Genomic DNA, 18,184 nt, shown 5'->3' with positions numbered 1-18,184 from the left:
AAATGACTTCGTCGGTCACGATCTTTCATAACGTCGTGTGGTCTCGCCACAAGGGCGCGGTGCTCTCCGCGCTGCACAATATCTCGGGGTCCGGTTCGATTCGCTATTCGATGGTGCAGATCGCCGATACGGAGCATGACCGTCTCGGCTTCTCGGATGTCGATTATTCGTTTCACCGCTATCCGATGAAGAAGCTCTACAACGGATGCTATGAAGACGTGCCCACCTGGCGCATGACGGCGCGCCTCACGTGGGAAGTGTTGAAGGCGAAGTCCGATCTCGTCGTGCTGCCGGGTTATCACCGTCCCGAGTACTGGGCGATGATGATCGCGTGCATCGTGACGGGCAAGCGTCGCGCGGTGTTCTGCGATTCGACCGGCCGCGACCGGCCGCGCCGCATGCTGACGTCGATTCCAAAGCGCGTGTTCTTCTCGCTGTGCGATGGCTACTTCGCATTCGGCACGCGCAGCCGCGAGTATCTGATGTCGCTCGGCGCGAAGCAGGACAAGATCTTCATTCCGTGCCAGGCCGCGGCGCTGCCGCGCTCGTTCTCGCCGGAGACGGCGATTGCGGACCGCGTGCACTATCGCAAGGGCGGCGCGCCGGTGTTCGTGTTCGTCGGGCGGCTGTCGGAAGAGAAGGGCATCGGCACGTTGCTCGATGCGTTCGCGGGCGTGAAGCAACTCATTCCCGCGGCGACGCTGCGCATCGTCGGCACAGGTCCGATGGGCGATCAGCTCAAGCAGAAAGCCGTCGATATCGGTCTCTCCGATTCGGTGTATTTCCTCGGCAGCCTGCAGGACGCGCCGCTCTCGCGCGAATATTTCGGCGCTACCTGCATGGTGCTGCCGAGCGTGAGCGAACCGTGGGGTCTCGTCACGAACGAAGCGCTGAGCCACGGCTGCCCGGTCATCGTGAGCGAGAGCTGCGGCTGCGTGCCGGAACTCGTGATCGACGGCGTCAGCGGCTACGCGTTCCCTGCGGGCGACGTGCCGGCGCTGCAACGCACGATGCTCAAAGGTCTCGAAGCATTCGCCGATACCGAGGGTGTCGCGCGGCGCTGTGTCGACGTGATCAACCATTTCGATCCGCCGTCGGCTGCGGCGAACATCGCGCGGGGCTGCGCGCTGATGCTGAATCATTGATTTCCTCTATAGGAGAACACGCGGTACCGCAACACAGAAAGGCCATACGGATGCATTGCCGGTCCGCAGGCGAGCGCTCGATCGTCCCGTATCACGATGCGAGGGCGACGGTGCGACAGTCGGGCGAGGGACCATATGAAAATTCTTATCTACGGGCTCAACTACGCGCCCGAGTTAACGGGAACGGGTAAATACACGGCTGAAATGGCCGAGGCGCTGGCCGCACTCGGTCACGACGTGCGCGTGGTGTGCGCGCCGCCGTATTACCCGGAATGGAAGGTCGCGGAGGGCTTTTCAGGCTGGCGCGGACGTCGCGAGACGCTGCGCGGCGTGCAGCTCTGGCGCGCGCCGTTGTGGGTGCCCAGGCGTCCGAGCGGCCTCAAGCGGATCCTGCATCTCGCCTCGTTCGCGGCGGCGTCGCTGCCCGCGATGATGTCGCATCTGCGCTGGCGTCCGCAGGTCGTGATGACCATCGCCCCGAGCCTCTTGAACGCTCCCGCCGCGCTTGCGATTTCGCGCATCACGGGCGCGCAGTCGTGGCTGCACATCCAGGACTTCGAAGTCGATGCCGCCTTCGATCTCGGCTTGCTCAAAAACGAACGCGCGGGCCGCGCGGCGCTCGCCGTCGAGCGCTGGCTGATGCAGCGCTTCGACGTGGTCTCGTCGATCTCGGAGAAGATGATCGGGCGCGCGGCGAAAAAAGGCGTCGCGATCGCGAAAACGTTTCACCTGCCGAACTGGGTCGATACGACGGCGATCTTCCCGCTCGATCGGCGCAGCGCTTTTCGTCGCGAGCTGAACATCGGCGAGCATACGATGGTCGTGCTCTATTCGGGCAACATGGGCGCGAAGCAAGGGCTCGAAGTGCTAGCCGAGACGGCGGCGCGCATGGCCGATCGCGAGGACATCGTGTTCGTGTTCTGCGGCAACGGCGCGACGAAAGCGCAGTTGCAGACGCGCTGCGCGACGCTGCCCAACGTCCGCTTCCTGTGTCTGCAGCCGCTCGAACGTCTGAACGAACTGCTCAATCTCGCGGACATGCACGTCCTGCCGCAACGCGGCGATGTCGCGGATCTCGTGATGCCTTCGAAGCTGACCGGCATGTTCGCGAGCGCGCGTGCGGTGATCGCGATGGCGCAGCCCGGCACGGAACTCTTCGATGCCGTGACGACGCGCGGTGTCGTTGTGCAGCCGGAGAACGTCGACAGGCTTGCCGAGGCGATCGAGATGCTCGTCGCCGATCCCGAATTGCGCGCGAACTTCGGCGCGGAAGGACGGCGCTTCGCGCAGGAGCGCCTGGCGCCGCTCGCGGTATTCACGCGGCTGGACGAGAAGCTGACGGAACTGGTCGAGACTCAGCCTTCGACGGATGCCGCCGATGCGCGGACCGTCGACGCCGGCGAGCGGCCGTTCGCCAAGGTCAGCGAGCGGCCGGTGATCCTGCGTGTGGAGAAGGTGGACTGACGTTCAGGGCGCTGGCCGTCGGCCAGCGCTTTTCCAATGACGATGTTTCAGGCCGCCGAGCACATGATCGTGCCCATAACGCAACGGCATGTCCCCGCGCCCTCACCAGGGCGACTTGTAAATCTCCCTGGGCTTCGCAGGCGCAGCCGGCTTGCCGCCCGGCGACTGATAGAGCGCTGCCGCGGCACCATCCGGCGTCTGCATCAGTTTCGCATCGCGATTGCGCGCGAGCGGCCGCAATTGCACGCGGCCGCCTTGCGGCACCATGCCGTCCTGCTGCGCGAGCATCTTTTCGGTCGGCGTGGAAGCCTGCGTCGCCTGTGCATTCGCAGTCGCGCCACGTTTGGCCGTAGCCGGTGTGCCGTACGGGTCCGCGTAGGTCCGCGGGCCGCCGAGCATGTCGAGCTCCGCGGCGTTGCCGCCATCGCCGAGCGGGGCCGCCTCCACGCCCTGCGCGCAGAGCAGTGCAGCAGGCAGGCAAAGCGCCGCGATCAGCGGATGAAACGTCGAACGAATCGTGCGTGCCATGTGGTGCTCTCCAGTGCATGCTTGCTTAAATCGATGGTGTCGCCGGGCGGTTTCAGCGCCGGAATGCTTTCACGTCAGACGATGCGCGCGACCCTGAAAACAGCATATTCCGAGTGCCCGGCTGCTACCGCCAAAAGTCTTTCCCGTGCGGCCATTCGTGCTGTAGCGCACGCGGGCTGGCGCACGCTTCGCAGATAATCGGATCACCAAAGGTCGGTTCAAATGACCAATCAGAGGCGACTTGCCCGTCAAGAAACGTCCCTTGAGTACAGTGCTAAAGAGCATTCGCAAGTGCATGAGTCGCGCTACGGCGCGGACCACGGCAATCACGCGGGGATCGGGCAAATGGACAGGGCAATTGGCGAAGATTGCGTCGGCCAGGCAGGCAGCACCGAAAGTGCGCCGCAGAGTCCGAGCGTCGGCGCGCCGGGCAAGGTGATCGATTTGTCGCTCGCCGGCCCCGGCAACTTCGTCGCCCGACGCGGCTTCGTCACCGAACTCGCGTGGTTCTTCCTCGAAGCCTGCATCATCAACAACAAGCTGATCCCGCTCTCGTCCGTGCGCATCGCGCTGCTGCGCGCATTCGGCGCACGCATCGGGCGCAACTGCCGCATGCCGCATCCGGTCCGCGTGAAGGCGCCATGGAATCTCCAAGTCGGCGACAACTGCTGGTTCGGTGTCGATGCATGGATCTACAACCAGACAACGCTTCGCATCGGCTCCAACGTTTGCATCTCGCAAGGCGTGTTTCTCACGACGGGATCGCACGACGTGGCGGGCAACATGGACCTGAAGGTCGCGCCGATCGTCATCGAGGACGGTGTGTGGATCACGTCGAAATGCGTCGTACAGATGGGCGTCACGATCGGCCGCTCGGCCGTCGTCACGCCGATGTCGGTCGTGCACCGGTCGCTCGAAGCGGAAGGCGTGTACGGCGGCAATCCGGTGCGATTCATCAAGAAGCGCTTTACCGCTTGAGAAACTGCGTCGCTGAATGCATCGCTTAAGTGCATGACTCTCAGTTCATAACAAGCAATCACGGATGCAAACCGCGGTCAAAGGACGGGCGCATCCTTGTCGCCATTTCGGGGTGACGGAAGAGACGAATAGCTTGGCTGTACAGGCTGCCAGTTTGGCGGACCAGCCATTTCTTCTGGGCCGAATATTCTTGGGGGACAACGCACGTGGGTTCTCGCTGCCGCGCGCAAGCCACGCTTGTGTCGCATGCATCGCAGGGAACCGATGACGACGTTCGAATCCTGCACGAGTCCTGCCGCGTCGAGCGGTATCGAAGGGACAGTGGCCGGAGTCGGCGTTTCGATTGTGGATCGCGACAGCGGACGGGTTCGATCGAGGGAATCGGTCATGAACCGGGCGAATCGCTGAGCACGAGAGAGAGGGAGCACGGGGCATGTTCATCGACAGCCGAAGAGTAGAAGATCGGGCAGTCATAGAGACCACGGTATGCATCATCGGCGCGGGGGTGGCGGGAATCACGCTCGCCCGCGAAATGGAAAAGCTGGGCATCGACACGTGCATGCTCGAAAGCGGCGGCCTCAAGCCAGATTCCGAGACGCGCGACCTGTATCGCGGTGAAAACGTCGGCGTGCCATATGAGTTCGCCGACGGCTGCCGCAGCCGCTATCTTGGCGGCAGCAGCAACTGCTGGGGCGGCTGGTGCCGTCCGCTAGATTCGTGGGACTTCGACAAGCGCGACTGGGTGAAGGACAGCGGCTGGCCCTTCGGCCTCGACGAATTGCGCCCGTACTACGCGCGCACGCATGCGCTGCTCAAGCTCGGCGAGAACAACTTCGAGCCGGCGTACTGGGAAGCGGCGATTCATCGTAACGATGTGCGGCGCCATCCGTTCCCGAGCGGCAAGGTGCGCGACACGATTTCGCAGTTCAGCCCGCCGGTGCGCTTCGGCAGGGAGTATCGCGAGGATCTGGAAAAGGCGCGGTACGTGCGCGTTTTTTTGCATGCGAACGCTTTGAACATCGACACCGACCGCGCGGCCAGAGAGGTCACGCAGATCGACGTCGGCACGCTCTCCGGGCGACGCTTCTCGATGAAGGCGAAAGTCTTCGTGCTGGCGACGGGCGGCATCGAGAATGCGCGGCTGCTGCTCTCGTCGAACAAGGTGCACGCTGCCGGTCTTGGCAACGGCAACGATCTCGTGGGCCGCTACTTCATGGACCATCCGCGCATCATGTCGGCGAAGGTGAACTTCAGGAAGCAGTGGGCGCGTAACAAGCTCTACGACATCAAGTATCACTACCAGAACACGGCCGTCGCGGCGCACGGGACGTTCATCTCGTCGCAGTTCGCGTTGACGAAGGACGTGCTCGAACGCGAGAAGCTGCTCAACGCGCGCTCGTGGTTCTACTCGGTGTTTCGTGGCGAAAACACGAAGGGCTCGGAAGCGTTGATCCGTTGCAAGCAGGCGCTGCTCGGCAAGGACCAGCCTGGCTGGAACTTCTCGGCGGACGTCTTGCAGATGATGGCGCATCCGGTCGATACCGCGTGCTTCGGTCTTGCGCGGCTATTGCAGCCGCGCCCGCTCATCACCGAGGTGAAGATCCAGACGATCGTCGAAGCCGAGCCGAACCGCGACAGCCGCGTGACGCTTTCGGAGAAGAAGGACAGTCTCGGTCTCAATCGTGTGAAGGTGGACTGGCAGGTGACGGAACTGGTGAAGCGCACGTTCGATCGCACCGTCGCGCTGATCGCCGACGAACTGCAGCGCGGCGGCGTCGCCGATGTGGAGCTCGATGAACCGCTCGAAGGCAAGCCGTGGCCCGCGCAGCTCGAAGGGACGTGGCATCACATGGGCACGACGCGCATGCACGATTCGCCGAAGGAAGGCGTCGTCGACCGGAACTGCAAGGTGCATGGCATGAGCAACTTCTACATTGCCGGCAGCTCGGTGTTTCCGACGGTGGGCGCCAACTTCCCGACCATCACGATCGCCGCGATGACGCTGCGTCTGTCCGAGCACATCGCGTATGCGTTGAAAAGCGGGGAAGTCGGCGCGACGGTGACGCCAATCGGAGCCGCTGAACATCAGCAGCAGGAAGAGCCGCTGCCGTTCGCGGCATCGACGCTGCACATGCCTTCTGATCTGGCGCTGGAGATGGGGAAGAAATAAGCACGAAGAAAAACCCGCCCCGGCGGGTTTTTAGCGCTCGACAGACGCCGTTCGCGGCCGCTCCGCGAACGCGGCGTTTCGATTCAGCGCACCTTGCCGCAGCACGCGCACGAGATCATGCGACATCGCATCGACGGTGAAGCGCTTCGTGAACGTCGCAAGCGCCTGCGTGCGCATCTTCGCGGCATCGGCGGGGTGCATCGTCAGCCAGGCGCGCAGCATGTTGGCCGCACCCTCGACCGTGTCCGTCCCGACGATCCCCGCGCCGTCCGTCTGCACCTCGCGCCAGATGTTGACCTTGTCGGAGATCAGCACCGGCAGCGAGCAGCCGAGCGCCTCCGCCACCGCGATCCCGAAGTTCTCCTGATGCGACGGCAGCGCGAACGCATCGCTCGCATGGAACGCGCCCCACTTCATGTCGCCGCCGAGCATGCCGGTCCACGTGATGCGGTCCGCGATGCCCAGCTTTTCCGCGAGCGTCTGCAATTGCGCTTGCCATTCGCCGCCGTCGGGACCGGCCATCACGAGATGCGCTCTCGGATCGAAATCGCGCACGGAGGCGAACGCTTCGATCAGCAGGTCGCATCCTTTCTTCTCATGAATGCGGCCGAGGAAGAGGATCAGGCGCTTGCCCGCAAGCTGCGGATACTGCGCAAGAAAATGCGCGCGCAATGCAGAGGCGTCGGTGGGCGGCGGATTCGTGCCGAACGCGACGACTTCCTCGTTCGCGCGATAGAGACTGAACGATTCTCGCGCCAGCACGCGCTCTTCCTCTGCGGTGAAGAGCACGCGCTCGGCGTCGCGCAGCACGCGATACTCGGCCCACGGCCAGTAGAGCCATTTCTTCAGATGCTTGAGCGGATATGTGCGCTTGAACCACGGATCGAGCATGCCGTGCGGAAACACGTAGTACGGCACGCCGATACCGCGCAGCGCCTTCCACGTCCCGTAGCTGTGGTACTGCCAGAGACCGTTGACGATCACCGCATCGAAGCGCGACGCGTGTTCGCGCAGCCACGGCACGAGGCGCGGGCACATGCCGTAGTTGCCCTTCGACGGGCCGAGCGCATGCACCGTCAGCGGAAACGTCGCGAGCCAGGGCGCGTGGGGATCGTCGAGGGTCACGACTTCGACTTCGTGCCCCATCGACTTCAGGCTGAGGCCGCTCTGGCGAACGCCCTCGGTGGGGCCGCCCGCGCGAGGGTCGATGGTCGACAGCAGATGGAGGATCTTCATGTGCATGTGCCGGTCAGTCTCTCATCAAGGCGTCGCGCGGGGCCACGTCGTGTCAGGCAAGCGGTGCGAGCGTGCTCGTGCCGGAAGGCGGCTTCTCACGGCCATGATCATGCGTGAGCGACGGCACCGCCGCCGGATGGGGCGGGAGAAGCTCGACGTCGTCGTGTGGATTGTGCGGGCGCATGCCGGGGTCCATGGGGCCGAGGTCGTGGCCGAATATCGGATGGCGCTGCATCGCGGGGTTGCTGGTGGCGCGAAGGCGCATCGCGTGGGCGATGCGTGCGTAGCTTGCGACCAGCAGTCCGAGCGCCACGCCGAACACGAGGCCCGAGAAGCGGTTGCCGAGCGGATTGCCGCCGACCGACGTCGCGGGCAGGGCGGCAAGCACGAGCAGCGCGCGCCCGAGCACCGGGAGATACAGCACGTCGGGCGCGCTGCGTCGCCATGCGCGATACGCCTGCGAGCCGCGCCAGAGTGCGAACAGCACGGCGAGCGGCAGCCCGATGCCGAACAGGATGCCGCCCGCGAACAACTGATAGACCCAGAAGTTATGCCCGGCCGCCCATTCCTTGATCGCGTAGAAATCCTTCGCGCTCATCTGGCCGGCGAGTTCGGGCAGATACGTGGGCGAGTAGCGGTAGTTGTGGCCGTAGCCCATGCCCGCCAGGAGCGACACCGTCGACGACGTCGTCTGGTCGTACTGGTCTTTCATTTCGGCGAGGCGCGTGACGGTCGTCGGATCGCGGCCCGACTCGGTCGCGGACGAGAAAAAGATGCGCTGCGACCAGTGTTCAGCGACGGTCGGGAAAAACGCGGCGGCGGCGAGCGTCATGCCGCCGAGCAGCACGCCGATCATCACGGCGCGCGCGCTCGACTTGATCAGGCTCTTGAGCGAAGGCGACGCGATCCAGGTCGCGAACGCGAACAGCAGCACCGTGCCGACGAGGAGGCTGCGCGTCACGCTCAGCAATTCGATGACGATCGTCACGAGAAAGAGCGCGACCGATACCTTCGTCAGCCGTTTCGCGACGACGAATTCATGCAGCAGCAGCCCCTGCAGGCAGAGGAACGTGACCGACACGATCCGGAAGCGCACGTTCTCGAGGCTGCCGCCCGTTGCCATGCCGTAGGCAAAGCTGAAGAAGAGCGAGACGACCATCGACCAGAACATGATCTTTTCGATCTGTTCGAGGCGGTCCTGATTCCACGGATGGCAGGCGACGAAGTAGCCGAGCAGCATCAGGAGAAAGGGCAGCAGCACGCGCAGATAGTTGCCGAAGTCGTTGCCTTGCAGAACCTGCGTGACCGCGCTGCCGACGATCGTCAGGAGCAGTGCGGCGGTGACGAACTTGCGGAGTTTCGAGCGGCGCGCGAAGTGCGGCGCGATGAGCAACAGCGCGATGCCGCCCGCGATGGCCGGAAGCACGAGGAGAACCTGCAGAACCTTGCTGCCCGTTTCCGCGCCCTTGAAGTCGAGGGCGAGAGGGAACAGGAACATCCACATCCAGAACAGGGCGTACTTGTTGCGCATGTCGATCTCGCTCGTGACTACTGGTCTTTAAGCTCTTCATGGCGACTGCGAAGCCGCTGCGTACCCTCGAAGACCATTGTCGCGCCTCGCGCGCCCGCAGTCACGGCCCTCTCCGGGTACCCCCGTATTTGTGGGTCGAATATAGCAGCGGCATAAGTGCACGCCTTCGCGGCGGCGCCTAAGGACTAGCGTTCGGCGCGAAACGACAGACCCCCATGTGCGCCACGCCACGCATCGTCTCGCGGGTCTGGAGCACACTGCGGGGAAGTGTTGCAGCGCCGACACCCGGCGCGTTCCAATGTCGGCGAACGACCGGATGTTGGCGGATCGAACCGTGATTCCCGGCAGAAGATTCATAGGCCGGAAGAAGGCGCGCAACCAGCGTATTTTCGCGCGTTTATTTCGTATGAACGTGCGTCGTGCCGGGTAAAACCGGCGCGTGTGGCATCCGCTCCACGGCAGCGGGTTCGTCATGTAAAAGGTCCGTTAAAGCGCTGCTTCGAGCGCCATGAGGACCGTGGTCAACGAGACCTTCGCAACGAGGGGGAACGCATGGGCTGGTTCGGCGCTTCACGCACTCAGTCATCCAGGCAGGCACCGGCACCCGGACCGGCCCGCTCGATCGAACTCGATTTCATCCGCGGAATCGCCATCATCGCGGTGATGGGCTATCACTTCCATTCGTACCCGACGGGCAGCGCGATCATCGCGGCGATCGAGATGCCGCTGAAGAGCTTCGGCCATGAAGGCGTGAACCTGTTCTTCACGCTCTCGGGCTTTCTCGTCGGCGGATTGTTGCTGAAGCAATACTCGCAGGATGGTCGTATCGACGCGGGCCGTTTCATCGTCCGGCGGATGTTCAAGATCTGGCCGGCGTACTACGTGCTGATCCTCTTTCATGTATTCGCGGGACGCCATCCGACGAACACGTTCCTCGTGCAGAACTTGACGCACATGCAGAACTACTTCGGATCGTCGATTGCGCAGACCTGGAGTCTTGCCGTCGAGGAGCATTTTTATCTGTTCCTGCCGGTGCTCCTGATCGGCTTCGCAAGGCTCAAGCTGAGGGCTAATGCGATTCTCGGCGTGCTTTTCGCGATCTGCATGCTCGTGCTCGTCGCGCGCAGCGCGGCGGTCGCGAATGGCGACTTGAACGGCACGTTCTTCTATACACAGTACCGCATCGACAGCCTGCTCTTCGGCGTGATGCTCGCCGCGATCTACTGGATGAAGCCCGCCGCATACCAATGGCTCGCCGTGCGCAAGAAGACGCTGATCGCGACGGTGGTGCTGCTCGTCGCGTGGCTCGTATTCGGCACGCGCAGCGTCGCGCTCGACCAGAGCATCGGCTATACGATCCAGGCCATCGGCTTCACCGCGCTCATCGTGCTCACGCTCGAATACTCGGGATCGATTCGCGGTTCGTGGATCTATCGCGGGATCGGCTGGATCGGGCTCTATTCGTACGGTATTTACTTGTGGCATTCGCTCGCGCTCGCGCCCGGCGACATCCTGATTCGCAAGGCATCGGCGATGGGGCTGCCCGCGATTCCTTCTTGGTTCGCCATCATGGCGGCGCAGTTCGCGATCGCGACAATCGTCGGGTATGTGACGACGCGCGCGGTCGAGTTTCCGTTTCTTCGAATTCGCGATGCGCTGTTTCCTGCAAAGCGCAAAGCTCCGATCGAAGTGCCTGCGACGGGGCATGTTTCGTGAGGTGAGTCGTTCTTCCCTGAATGCAAAAAGCGGCGCATGTGCGCCGCTTTTGCGTTTCCAGGGCATCGCTTCAGCCTTCAAATCACCGCCTGCCGCAACGTCTTCTTGAACTGACTGAGCGTATTACGCTCGAGCAAATGCTGCGCACCCGGGGTCGCATGAGGCACGCCTGCGAGCACCACATCGAGCGCGCGATTGATCGATGCCACCGAAAGATCATCGACCATCGGGCCCAGTTCCCCCGTCCTGCAGAACCATCCGATGAGACCATCCGCCGTCGCGATCACGGGCTTGCCGAAGCGATACGCCTGCACGAGCACGCCGCTCATGCCGTAGTGTCCCTTGTAGCCGAGCCACACGACATCGCACGCGGAGAAGAGATCGAGCTCCGCTTCGATCGAGATGAACCTGTCGAGCACGACCGGCGCCGGCACGAGCTTCGCGGTCGCTGCCTTGAGCGACGCGCGCACTTCCTCGTCCTGCGCGCCCGCGATCACGAGCGTCGGCGCTTCCTTCGATGAGGGCCGCGCGGCGAGCGCCGCGGCAAGCTCGAATATCCCCTTGCGGTCGTTGATCGCGCCATAGACGAGCACGTGCTTGCCGCTGCCGAGACCGAGACGCGCCTTCGCGAGTTCGGGCTCGGCGGCACGCGCATCGGGGAACGGGTCGGCAAGATATTCGATCGCGGCAGCCGTCGCCGACGCCTTCAAACCACGATGCCCGATGTCCATCCACCAGCCGGCGAGCGTCGGATCGATGGTGAGGAGCGTTTTCAGACCCCGCGTGCGGATCGCGCGCATGAAGAGTTGCGTCTTCGCGGCGTTGACGAGCGGACGGCGCGGCGCCCTCACGCCCACCTGATCGTGATGAAAATTCGAGCGCATCGTGATGCCGACCCACGGCGTCGCGCCAAACGGCGAGCCGAGAAAGGGCAACGCGAGAAAAAAGTAATCGACGTAAGGCACGACCACCAGCGCGACGCCGCGCCCGCGGCTCGCGACGTCATACGCGTGCCGAAAGTCCTGATGAAAGCGCGCGTAACTGATCGACGACAATCCCCGCCGGCCGCTGCGTTCCGGCGGCGCGACGAGCGCTATCTGCAATTCCGCTCGGTCCTCCGCCTGCAACCGCGCGACGAGCGGATGACTCGCGTTGGAAGGCTCCGTCACGATGACGCAGCGATATCCCGCTTCCATGTAGGCGTTCGCCGCCCACTCGGCGTATCGCCAGCGATGGCCACTGAAGTTCGGCTCGATGATCAGGACGGTGTCGTTTATCATGCGTCGAAAACGTGTCGGAAAAGTGTGAGGTGCGCGCCGTCATGCGCTTCGGCGCGCAGCAAGCGGCATCGAGCCGACGAAACCCAACACTAGCACTGCGGCGCGTGCGGCAAGCGCCAAAGTCGCGTGGTTTTCCGGCGTCAAAAGACAGTGGCAAAGCCCACACGATATGACGTTTCGGGCCGATTTCGACTACGGGTTGGCGTCCATTGTGGTCTTTGCCACGATACCTTTTGCATACTTCGTGGGATAAAGCACGGGCGCTCGATCGCTGCGCCCCTAGTCGCCACCTTGAACGCGTGCCGTAGCCGCCACGAGCGTTAAAACGCTCGCGAGACGCCGCCGCACCGCGGTTTGCAACAGCCAGCAGCGCGGGGAATACCTTGGTGAGATCTGTCCGGCTTTCGTTTCTACCGGCGCGCGCGCGATTCGATCACGATGCGGCGTTTTGGGTACTGCTGCAACAGGTAGTGGTACGGGGGCTGGTCGCGGTCAAGTTTCTCGCCATCGGCCGCATTCTCGGGCCGGAGGCGATCGGCGCGGTCAGCATCGCGCTGCTCGCGGTTGCGATCGCCGAGTCGCTCTCCGATACGGGACTCGCGCAGGCCGTCGTCCAGGGCCACGACGCGCCGACGCACGGCGAACTCGGCGCCGTCTGGACGACGCTCGCCGCGCGCGGCGTGCTGATCGGCGTGCTGCTCGCCGCGCTCGCGCCGTTCATGAGCAGCCAGTTTCATCTGACGGGTTCGATCGGGCTCCTGTTTCTCGCCGCCGTCCTGCCGATTTTGCGCGGCATCGCGTCGCCCGCTTATTTCATCGTGACGCGCCAGCGCGGTTTCCAGAAGCTCGCGGGCGTCGAGACATCGACGGCGTTCGTCGATTGCGCGGTCGGCCTCGCCTGCGCGCTGGCCGGTGCGGGCGCGTACTCGGTGCTGATCGGCCTGCTCGCGGGCGAATTGCTAAAAACTACGCTTACCTGGACCACGATGTCGCCGCGTCCGCCTGTGAGGCTCGCGTTCTCCGGCATCGGACACTACGTGAATTTTAGCCGCTGGATCTGGGCGGGCAGCGTCGTGAATCTTCTGCTGAATCAGTTCGACAAGGTGATCGTCGCCAAACTGCTGGGGCCGCTTCAGCTTGGCGCGTACCAGATGTCGTCGAAACTCGCGCAGATGCTCTTGGCGGACGCCGCCATCGCGATGTCGCAGTACCTCTTTCCGACGTTCTCCGAGCATCATCGACGGGACGTGGAGTCCGCACGGCGCCTGTTCCGGCGTTATCTCGTGCTCGCGGCGATCGGCCTCGCGGTGCTCGTGATCGTGCTGCGGCTCGTCGCGGAGCCGCTCTTCATGTTCGTGCTCGGGCCCGCGTGGCTCAGCGCCGTGCCGCTCTTTCGCATCTTCGTGATCAACATGGCGATCGGCGCGGTGATCGCGGTGCTGGTGTCGTGGCTGCGCGCCGTCGGCTTGCCGAAGGTCGCGACGCACGCGTCCATCATCCAGGCGGTCGTGCTGTGCGTGACCGTGCCCGTTGCGACGCATCTGTGGGGCGTCACCGGCATCGCGTGGGCGATGACGGTGGGGCTCGGGTCGGCGGCGGGGTGGATGCTCTTTCGAATCGTCAGGGAGGCGTGATGCGCATACTGCACCTCGTTCTGGCTCCGCGTCTCTCGGGCGCGGAAGTGCTTGCGAAGGACCTTGCGATCTATCAGCAGCGCGGCGGCGAGACGGTGGGCGTGACCGCGCTCACGCCCCCACACGACGATTTCGTTGCGCTCCAGACCGAACTGGTCGCGAACGGCGTGCAGTGCCTTTTTCCGGAGCGCGTGCACGGGCGTGTCGGCAAGCTATGGAGCCTGTACCGGACGGTCAGGCGCTACCGTGCCGACGTGCTGTTCGCGCACGCGACGATTCCCGCGTTCTACGCGCGCACGTTGCCGCTGAAGGTGCCGGTCGTGTACGTGATGCACTCCGCCACGAACGACTTCGAGAGCCTCATGTTCCGGCGCGTCGAGCGGATGCTGTCGCGGCGCGCGCGGGCGGTGATCGCGGTGTCGCCGTCGAATATCGACGATTATGTGGGCGCGGTCGGCCGCCATCCGTCGATGACGCTGATTCCGAACGGCGTCGACATGGCGCGTTTCGCGCGGCGGCCGCTCGCCGGTATCGACGATATCGATGGCGGCGCGCAGATCGTACAGATCGGGCGCTACACGTCGGTGAAGAACCAGTTGTCGACGGTGCACGCGTTCGAGCGCGTGATCCAGACGGTGCCCGAAGCACGGCTCTTGCTGTGCGGCGTGATCGAAGATCCGGCGTATCACGCGGCGGTGGGCGATCTTGTCGCGAAGCTCGGGTTGTCGGCGCGGGTGAGCCTGCACGGGCCGCGCCCGGATGTCGCGGACCTGTTGCTGGAATCGCGCGTCTTCGCGATGCCGTCGCGCTCGGAAGGGCACAGCATCGCGTTTCTGGAGGCGCTGGCATCGGGCGTGCCGGTGGTCGCGAGCACGATCCGGCCGTTCAGCTTCGCGGCGGATTTTCCGGGCGTCCACCTCTGCGATCCCGACGATACCGCCGCGTACGCGAGCGCGCTCGTGGCGGCGCTGCGCGAGCCGCGTTCGCTGCGTCCGCTCGGCGGGCTGACGCTCGCGGATACGGCCGCGAGGTATCTGGCGGTCGCGCATGAGGTGACGAAAAGGATGCCGCGGGCGGCGGTGGCTTGATCAAAAACCTCCGGGTACCGGAAAGCGGTACGGTCTTACCGCTTTCCGGTACCCGGTCGAAATCAGACGGCGCGTTCGCGCCTCCGAAATGGCCGTTTAGCGGCAGATATCTTGTATCTCGCCTGTTCAACAGAACAGCGGCGCCTTGTCCGTAACCCCCATCCCTGAAACTTTCCCCGGTTTGCGCGACGATGCTGCCTGTGCACGTCGCGAGCGGGCTTGCGCGCGAACGCTCGACCATCGCGCCACCTCCGCCGCACCGTCGCACGTCACACACGCACAGCACACTGACCTTGGCGGCGGCCGAAAAAAGCCGCCGCCGCACAAACCAAGGAGCTTCGCACGATGAGCACGATCCAGACGAAGGACGGCACCGAGATCTATTACAAGGACTGGGGCACCGGCAAGCCGGTGGTTTTCTCGCACGGCTGGCCGCTCGATTCCGACGCGTGGGACCCGCAGATGCTGTTCCTCTCGCAAAAGGGCTATCGCGTGATCGCGCATGACCGGCGTGGCCACGGGCGCTCGGGCCAGCCGTCGGAAGGCAACGAGATGGACACCTACGCCGACGACCTCGCCGCGCTCCTCGACACGCTCGACATCACCGGCGCGACGCTCGTCGGACACTCGACGGGCGGCGGGGAAGTCGCGCACTACATCGGCCGGCATGGCACGAAACGCGTCGCGAAGGCAGTGCTGATCGGCGCCGTGCCGCCGCTGATGCTCAAGACCGAGGCGAATCCCGGCGGCCTGCCGATCGACGTGTTCGATGGCATTCGCGCAGGCGTCACCGCCAATCGCTCGCAGTTCTACAAGGACCTGGCGATGCCGTTCTACGGCTTCAATCGGGATGGCGCGAAGGTGTCGCAGGGCATCATCGATTTGTTCTGGCTCGAAGGGATGCGCGGCGGCATCAAGGGCCATTACGAATGCATCAAGCAGTTCTCGGAGGTCGATTACACCGAGGACCTGAAGAAGTTCGACATCCCCACGCTCTTCCTGCATGGGGACGACGACCAGATCGTGCCGATCCATGCGGCGGCCGAACTGGCATCGAAGATCGTGAAGGGTTCGACGCTGAAGGTGTATCCGGGCGGCCAGCACGGCATGTGCACCGTCGAGGCCGACAAGGTCAACGCGGACTTGCTGGCGTTCCTCGAGTCATAAAGCCACGAACAAGGCCGGCCAGTCCGGCCTTATTTCTTCAGCGGATGCGCTCGGCGAAACACCATCCAGCGCGGCACCTTGAAGCGCACGATGCTGATGTACAGCCACACGTAAGTCGCCGCGAACACGACGACGAAGCAGAACAGATGCACCGTATGGCGCCAGAAGAGCGTCGCGGGAATCACGGCGACGAGGCACAAAAGCCACAGATAAGGCGACGTCAGCGAATTGCGCCGCGTCAGTTCGCGGGCGTTCTGCGCACCGACCGCCCAGCGCATCAGCCGCTTGTAGACGAGCATGTGCAAATGCACGCCATCGGGAATGCCCGGCGAAATGCCGCGAATGAACTTCTTGCGGTAGATCGAGAAGCACGTCTCGAAGATCGGATACATGAAGAGCAGCACCGGGAACCACGCGGAGACGTCGCGATTGCGCATCACGAGCATGATCGCGAGTTCGGCGAGCATGAAGCCGACGAAGTACGCGCCGCCGTCGCCGAGAAAGATCAGGCCAGCCGGAAAATTCCAGATGAAGAAGCCGATCACCGCGCCCATCATGATCAGCGACGCCGACAGCACGATCGGGTCGTGCACCTGGAACGCGACATACGCGAGTGACGCGAACATCATCACCGCGACCATCGATGCGAGGCCGTTGAAGCCGTCGATGATGTTGATCGCGTTTGCGAGCGCCGCGACCGCGAGCACGGTGACGGCGCACGAAATCACCGCATACGAGAGCAGAAAATCGAGCGGCGGCACGCTGATGCGCGTGACCGCGATGTCGAGCAGCGCGTAAGCGAGGGCGGCGGCCGCCATCGTGCAGACGAGGCGCACGAGCGGGCTCACGCGCTTGGTCAAATCTTCGATGAGGCCCGAGAAGAACGCGGGCATGCCGCACGCGATGATCGCGAGGATGCCGGCCGAGACGGCGGGATACGCCCAGTGAAGCTGGATCGCGGAACCGGTGAGCCCGCACAAAATGCCGACACCGCCGATGCGCGGCACCGGCGACGAATGAAATTTCTGCACGCCGGCAAGATCGGTATCGCCGATGAACCCCTCATGCAGATGCGCGAATCGCACGATCAGAAGCGTAACGAGGAGCGAAATCAGAAAAGCAAGCGCGAAACTGAGCATGAAGAATGACCGTTGAAAAAGGGAAGCTCGCGGGCTCGCGCGTGGTGCACGCGCGCCCGCCGGGCCTCAGGCAAAACCGTTCGGATTCTGCGACTGCCAGCGCCAGTGATCGGCGCACATGCGTTCGATGCCGTATTCCGCGCGCCAGCCGATCAGCTTCGCCGCGGCGGCCGGATCGGCGTAGCACGCGCCAACGTCGCCCGGGCGGCGCGCGACGATCTCGTACGGCACGGGCTTGCCCGACGCCGCCTCGAACGCCTTCACGACGTCGAGCACACTGTAGCCCTGGCCCGTGCCCAGATTGACGACGAAGCTGCGGTCGAGCGTCTTCAGCGCATTGATCGCCGCGATATGGCCGCGCGCGAGGTCCACGACGTGGATGTAGTCGCGCACGCCCGTGCCGTCGTGGGTCTCGTAGTCGCTGCCGAAGATGCGCAGGCGCTCCAGCTTGCCGACCGCCACCTGGGCCACGTACGGCATCAGATTGTTCGGCACGCCGGCCGGATCTTCACCGATCAGGCCGCTCTTATGCGCGCCGACCGGATTGAAGTAGCGCAGCGTCGCGATGCGCCACGACGGATCGGAGAGTTCAAGATCGCGCAGCACTTGTTCCGCGATCAGCTTCGACTGGCCGTAGGGATTGGTCGCCGAGAGCGGAAACGATTCGTCGATGGGCACGCTTTGCGGCACGCCGTACACCGTCGCCGACGAGCTGAACACGAAGTTCTTCACGTTGCGTGCGCGCATCGTGTCGAGCACGACGAGCAGGCTGTCGATGTTGTTGCGGTAATACTCGATCGGCTTTGCAACCGATTCGCCCACGGATTTCAACGCCGCGAAGTGGATCGCGCCAGTGATCGGATGGTCGTCGAACACTTTGGCGAGCGCGGCTTCGTCGCGGGCATCGGCTGCGTAGAACGCGAGCTGCTTGCCGGCGATCTTCTGGACCCGTGCAAGCGACTCCGCGTTGCTGTTCACGAGGTTGTCCACCACGACGACGTCGTAGCCGTCGTCGAGCAATTCGACGCAGGTGTGCGAGCCGATGAAGCCGGCGCCGCCGGTGACGAGGATCGTGCCCTTGAGTTGCTTGTTGTCCGTCATGTTTCGA

Annotated in this window: 14 protein-coding genes; 8 read left to right on the top strand and 6 right to left on the bottom strand. The window is 63.9% G+C overall.

The window, feature by feature from the left end; genetic code table 11:
- The first annotated feature begins 2 nt into the window (after positions 1 to 2).
- Positions 3 to 1,145, top strand: coding sequence for a glycosyltransferase family 4 protein (locus tag AWB65_RS14315; protein WP_087667780.1), 1,143 nt, complete (start codon positions 3 to 5; stop codon positions 1,143 to 1,145).
- Between the two features lie 135 nt (positions 1,146 to 1,280).
- Positions 1,281 to 2,609, top strand: a complete 1,329-nt coding sequence (locus tag AWB65_RS14310; protein ID WP_087667779.1) for a glycosyltransferase WbuB — start codon at positions 1,281 to 1,283, stop codon at positions 2,607 to 2,609.
- A gap of 102 nt (positions 2,610 to 2,711) precedes the next feature.
- Here the strand turns inward: AWB65_RS14310 and AWB65_RS14305 are convergent, their stop codons facing one another.
- On the bottom strand, positions 2,712 to 3,137 hold the full coding sequence (locus AWB65_RS14305; protein ID WP_087667778.1) for a hypothetical protein: 426 nt from the start codon (positions 3,135 to 3,137) through the stop codon (positions 2,712 to 2,714).
- Between the two features lie 345 nt (positions 3,138 to 3,482).
- On the opposite strand from AWB65_RS14305, the gene AWB65_RS14300 reads away from it, so the two are divergent.
- Entirely contained in the window at positions 3,483 to 4,115 is a 633-nt protein-coding gene (locus tag AWB65_RS14300; protein ID WP_087667809.1) for a DapH/DapD/GlmU-related protein, read from the top strand.
- Positions 4,116 to 4,548: 433 nt separating this feature from the next.
- On the top strand, positions 4,549 to 6,285 hold the full coding sequence (locus tag AWB65_RS14295) for a GMC oxidoreductase (protein ID WP_087667777.1): 1,737 nt from the start codon (positions 4,549 to 4,551) through the stop codon (positions 6,283 to 6,285).
- 30 nt (positions 6,286 to 6,315) lie between these two features.
- Here AWB65_RS14295 and AWB65_RS14290 read toward each other — a convergent pair whose 3' ends face one another.
- On the bottom strand, positions 6,316 to 7,521 hold the full coding sequence (locus tag AWB65_RS14290) for a glycosyltransferase (protein ID WP_087667776.1): 1,206 nt from the start codon (positions 7,519 to 7,521) through the stop codon (positions 6,316 to 6,318).
- Positions 7,522 to 7,573: 52 nt separating this feature from the next.
- Positions 7,574 to 9,052 (bottom strand): hypothetical protein, encoded by a 1,479-nt coding sequence (locus tag AWB65_RS14285; protein WP_087667775.1) that lies wholly within the window; start codon positions 9,050 to 9,052, stop codon positions 7,574 to 7,576.
- 552 nt (positions 9,053 to 9,604) lie between these two features.
- Here AWB65_RS14285 and AWB65_RS14280 point away from each other — a divergent pair.
- Positions 9,605 to 10,768 (top strand): acyltransferase family protein, encoded by a 1,164-nt coding sequence (locus AWB65_RS14280; RefSeq protein WP_087667774.1) that lies wholly within the window; start codon positions 9,605 to 9,607, stop codon positions 10,766 to 10,768.
- Between the two features lie 77 nt (positions 10,769 to 10,845).
- Here AWB65_RS14280 and AWB65_RS14275 read toward each other — a convergent pair whose 3' ends face one another.
- Positions 10,846 to 12,048 (bottom strand): glycosyltransferase, encoded by a 1,203-nt coding sequence (locus AWB65_RS14275; protein ID WP_087667773.1) that lies wholly within the window; start codon positions 12,046 to 12,048, stop codon positions 10,846 to 10,848.
- Between the two features lie 386 nt (positions 12,049 to 12,434).
- Here AWB65_RS14275 and AWB65_RS14270 point away from each other — a divergent pair, with 386 nt between their 5' ends.
- The 3 genes from AWB65_RS14270 (at position 12,435) to AWB65_RS14260 (ending at position 15,937) form a co-directional block, all read left to right on the top strand.
- Positions 12,435 to 13,682 (top strand): oligosaccharide flippase family protein, encoded by a 1,248-nt coding sequence (locus AWB65_RS14270; protein ID WP_087667808.1) that lies wholly within the window; start codon positions 12,435 to 12,437, stop codon positions 13,680 to 13,682.
- Positions 13,682 to 14,770: a glycosyltransferase family 4 protein gene (locus AWB65_RS14265; protein WP_087667772.1), complete on the top strand. Its 1,089-nt coding sequence runs from the start codon at positions 13,682 to 13,684 to the stop codon at positions 14,768 to 14,770. The genes AWB65_RS14270 and AWB65_RS14265 overlap by 1 nt, the downstream gene beginning before the upstream one ends.
- Before the next feature lie 345 nt (positions 14,771 to 15,115).
- The gene (locus AWB65_RS14260) at positions 15,116 to 15,937 is read left to right on the top strand and encodes an alpha/beta fold hydrolase (protein WP_087667771.1); all 822 of its coding nucleotides are present in this window, start codon (positions 15,116 to 15,118) and stop codon (positions 15,935 to 15,937) included.
- A gap of 29 nt (positions 15,938 to 15,966) precedes the next feature.
- Here AWB65_RS14260 and AWB65_RS14255 read toward each other — a convergent pair whose 3' ends face one another.
- Both AWB65_RS14255 and galE read right to left on the bottom strand, forming a co-directional pair.
- Positions 15,967 to 17,076, bottom strand: a complete 1,110-nt coding sequence (locus tag AWB65_RS14255; protein ID WP_087667770.1) for an MraY family glycosyltransferase — start codon at positions 17,074 to 17,076, stop codon at positions 15,967 to 15,969.
- Between the two features lie 66 nt (positions 17,077 to 17,142).
- Positions 17,143 to 18,177, bottom strand: a complete 1,035-nt coding sequence (gene galE, locus AWB65_RS14250) for a UDP-glucose 4-epimerase GalE (protein WP_087667769.1) — start codon at positions 18,175 to 18,177, stop codon at positions 17,143 to 17,145.
- Positions 18,178 to 18,184: the final 7 nt, after the last annotated feature.

Origin of the sequence: Caballeronia humi, assembly GCF_001544475.1 — a bacterium.
In the GTDB taxonomy this organism is placed as follows: Bacteria; Pseudomonadota; Gammaproteobacteria; order Burkholderiales; family Burkholderiaceae; genus Caballeronia; species Caballeronia humi.
The sequence above is the reverse complement of the archived record's forward strand: the minus strand, read 5'-3'. Positions and strand labels throughout refer to the sequence as shown.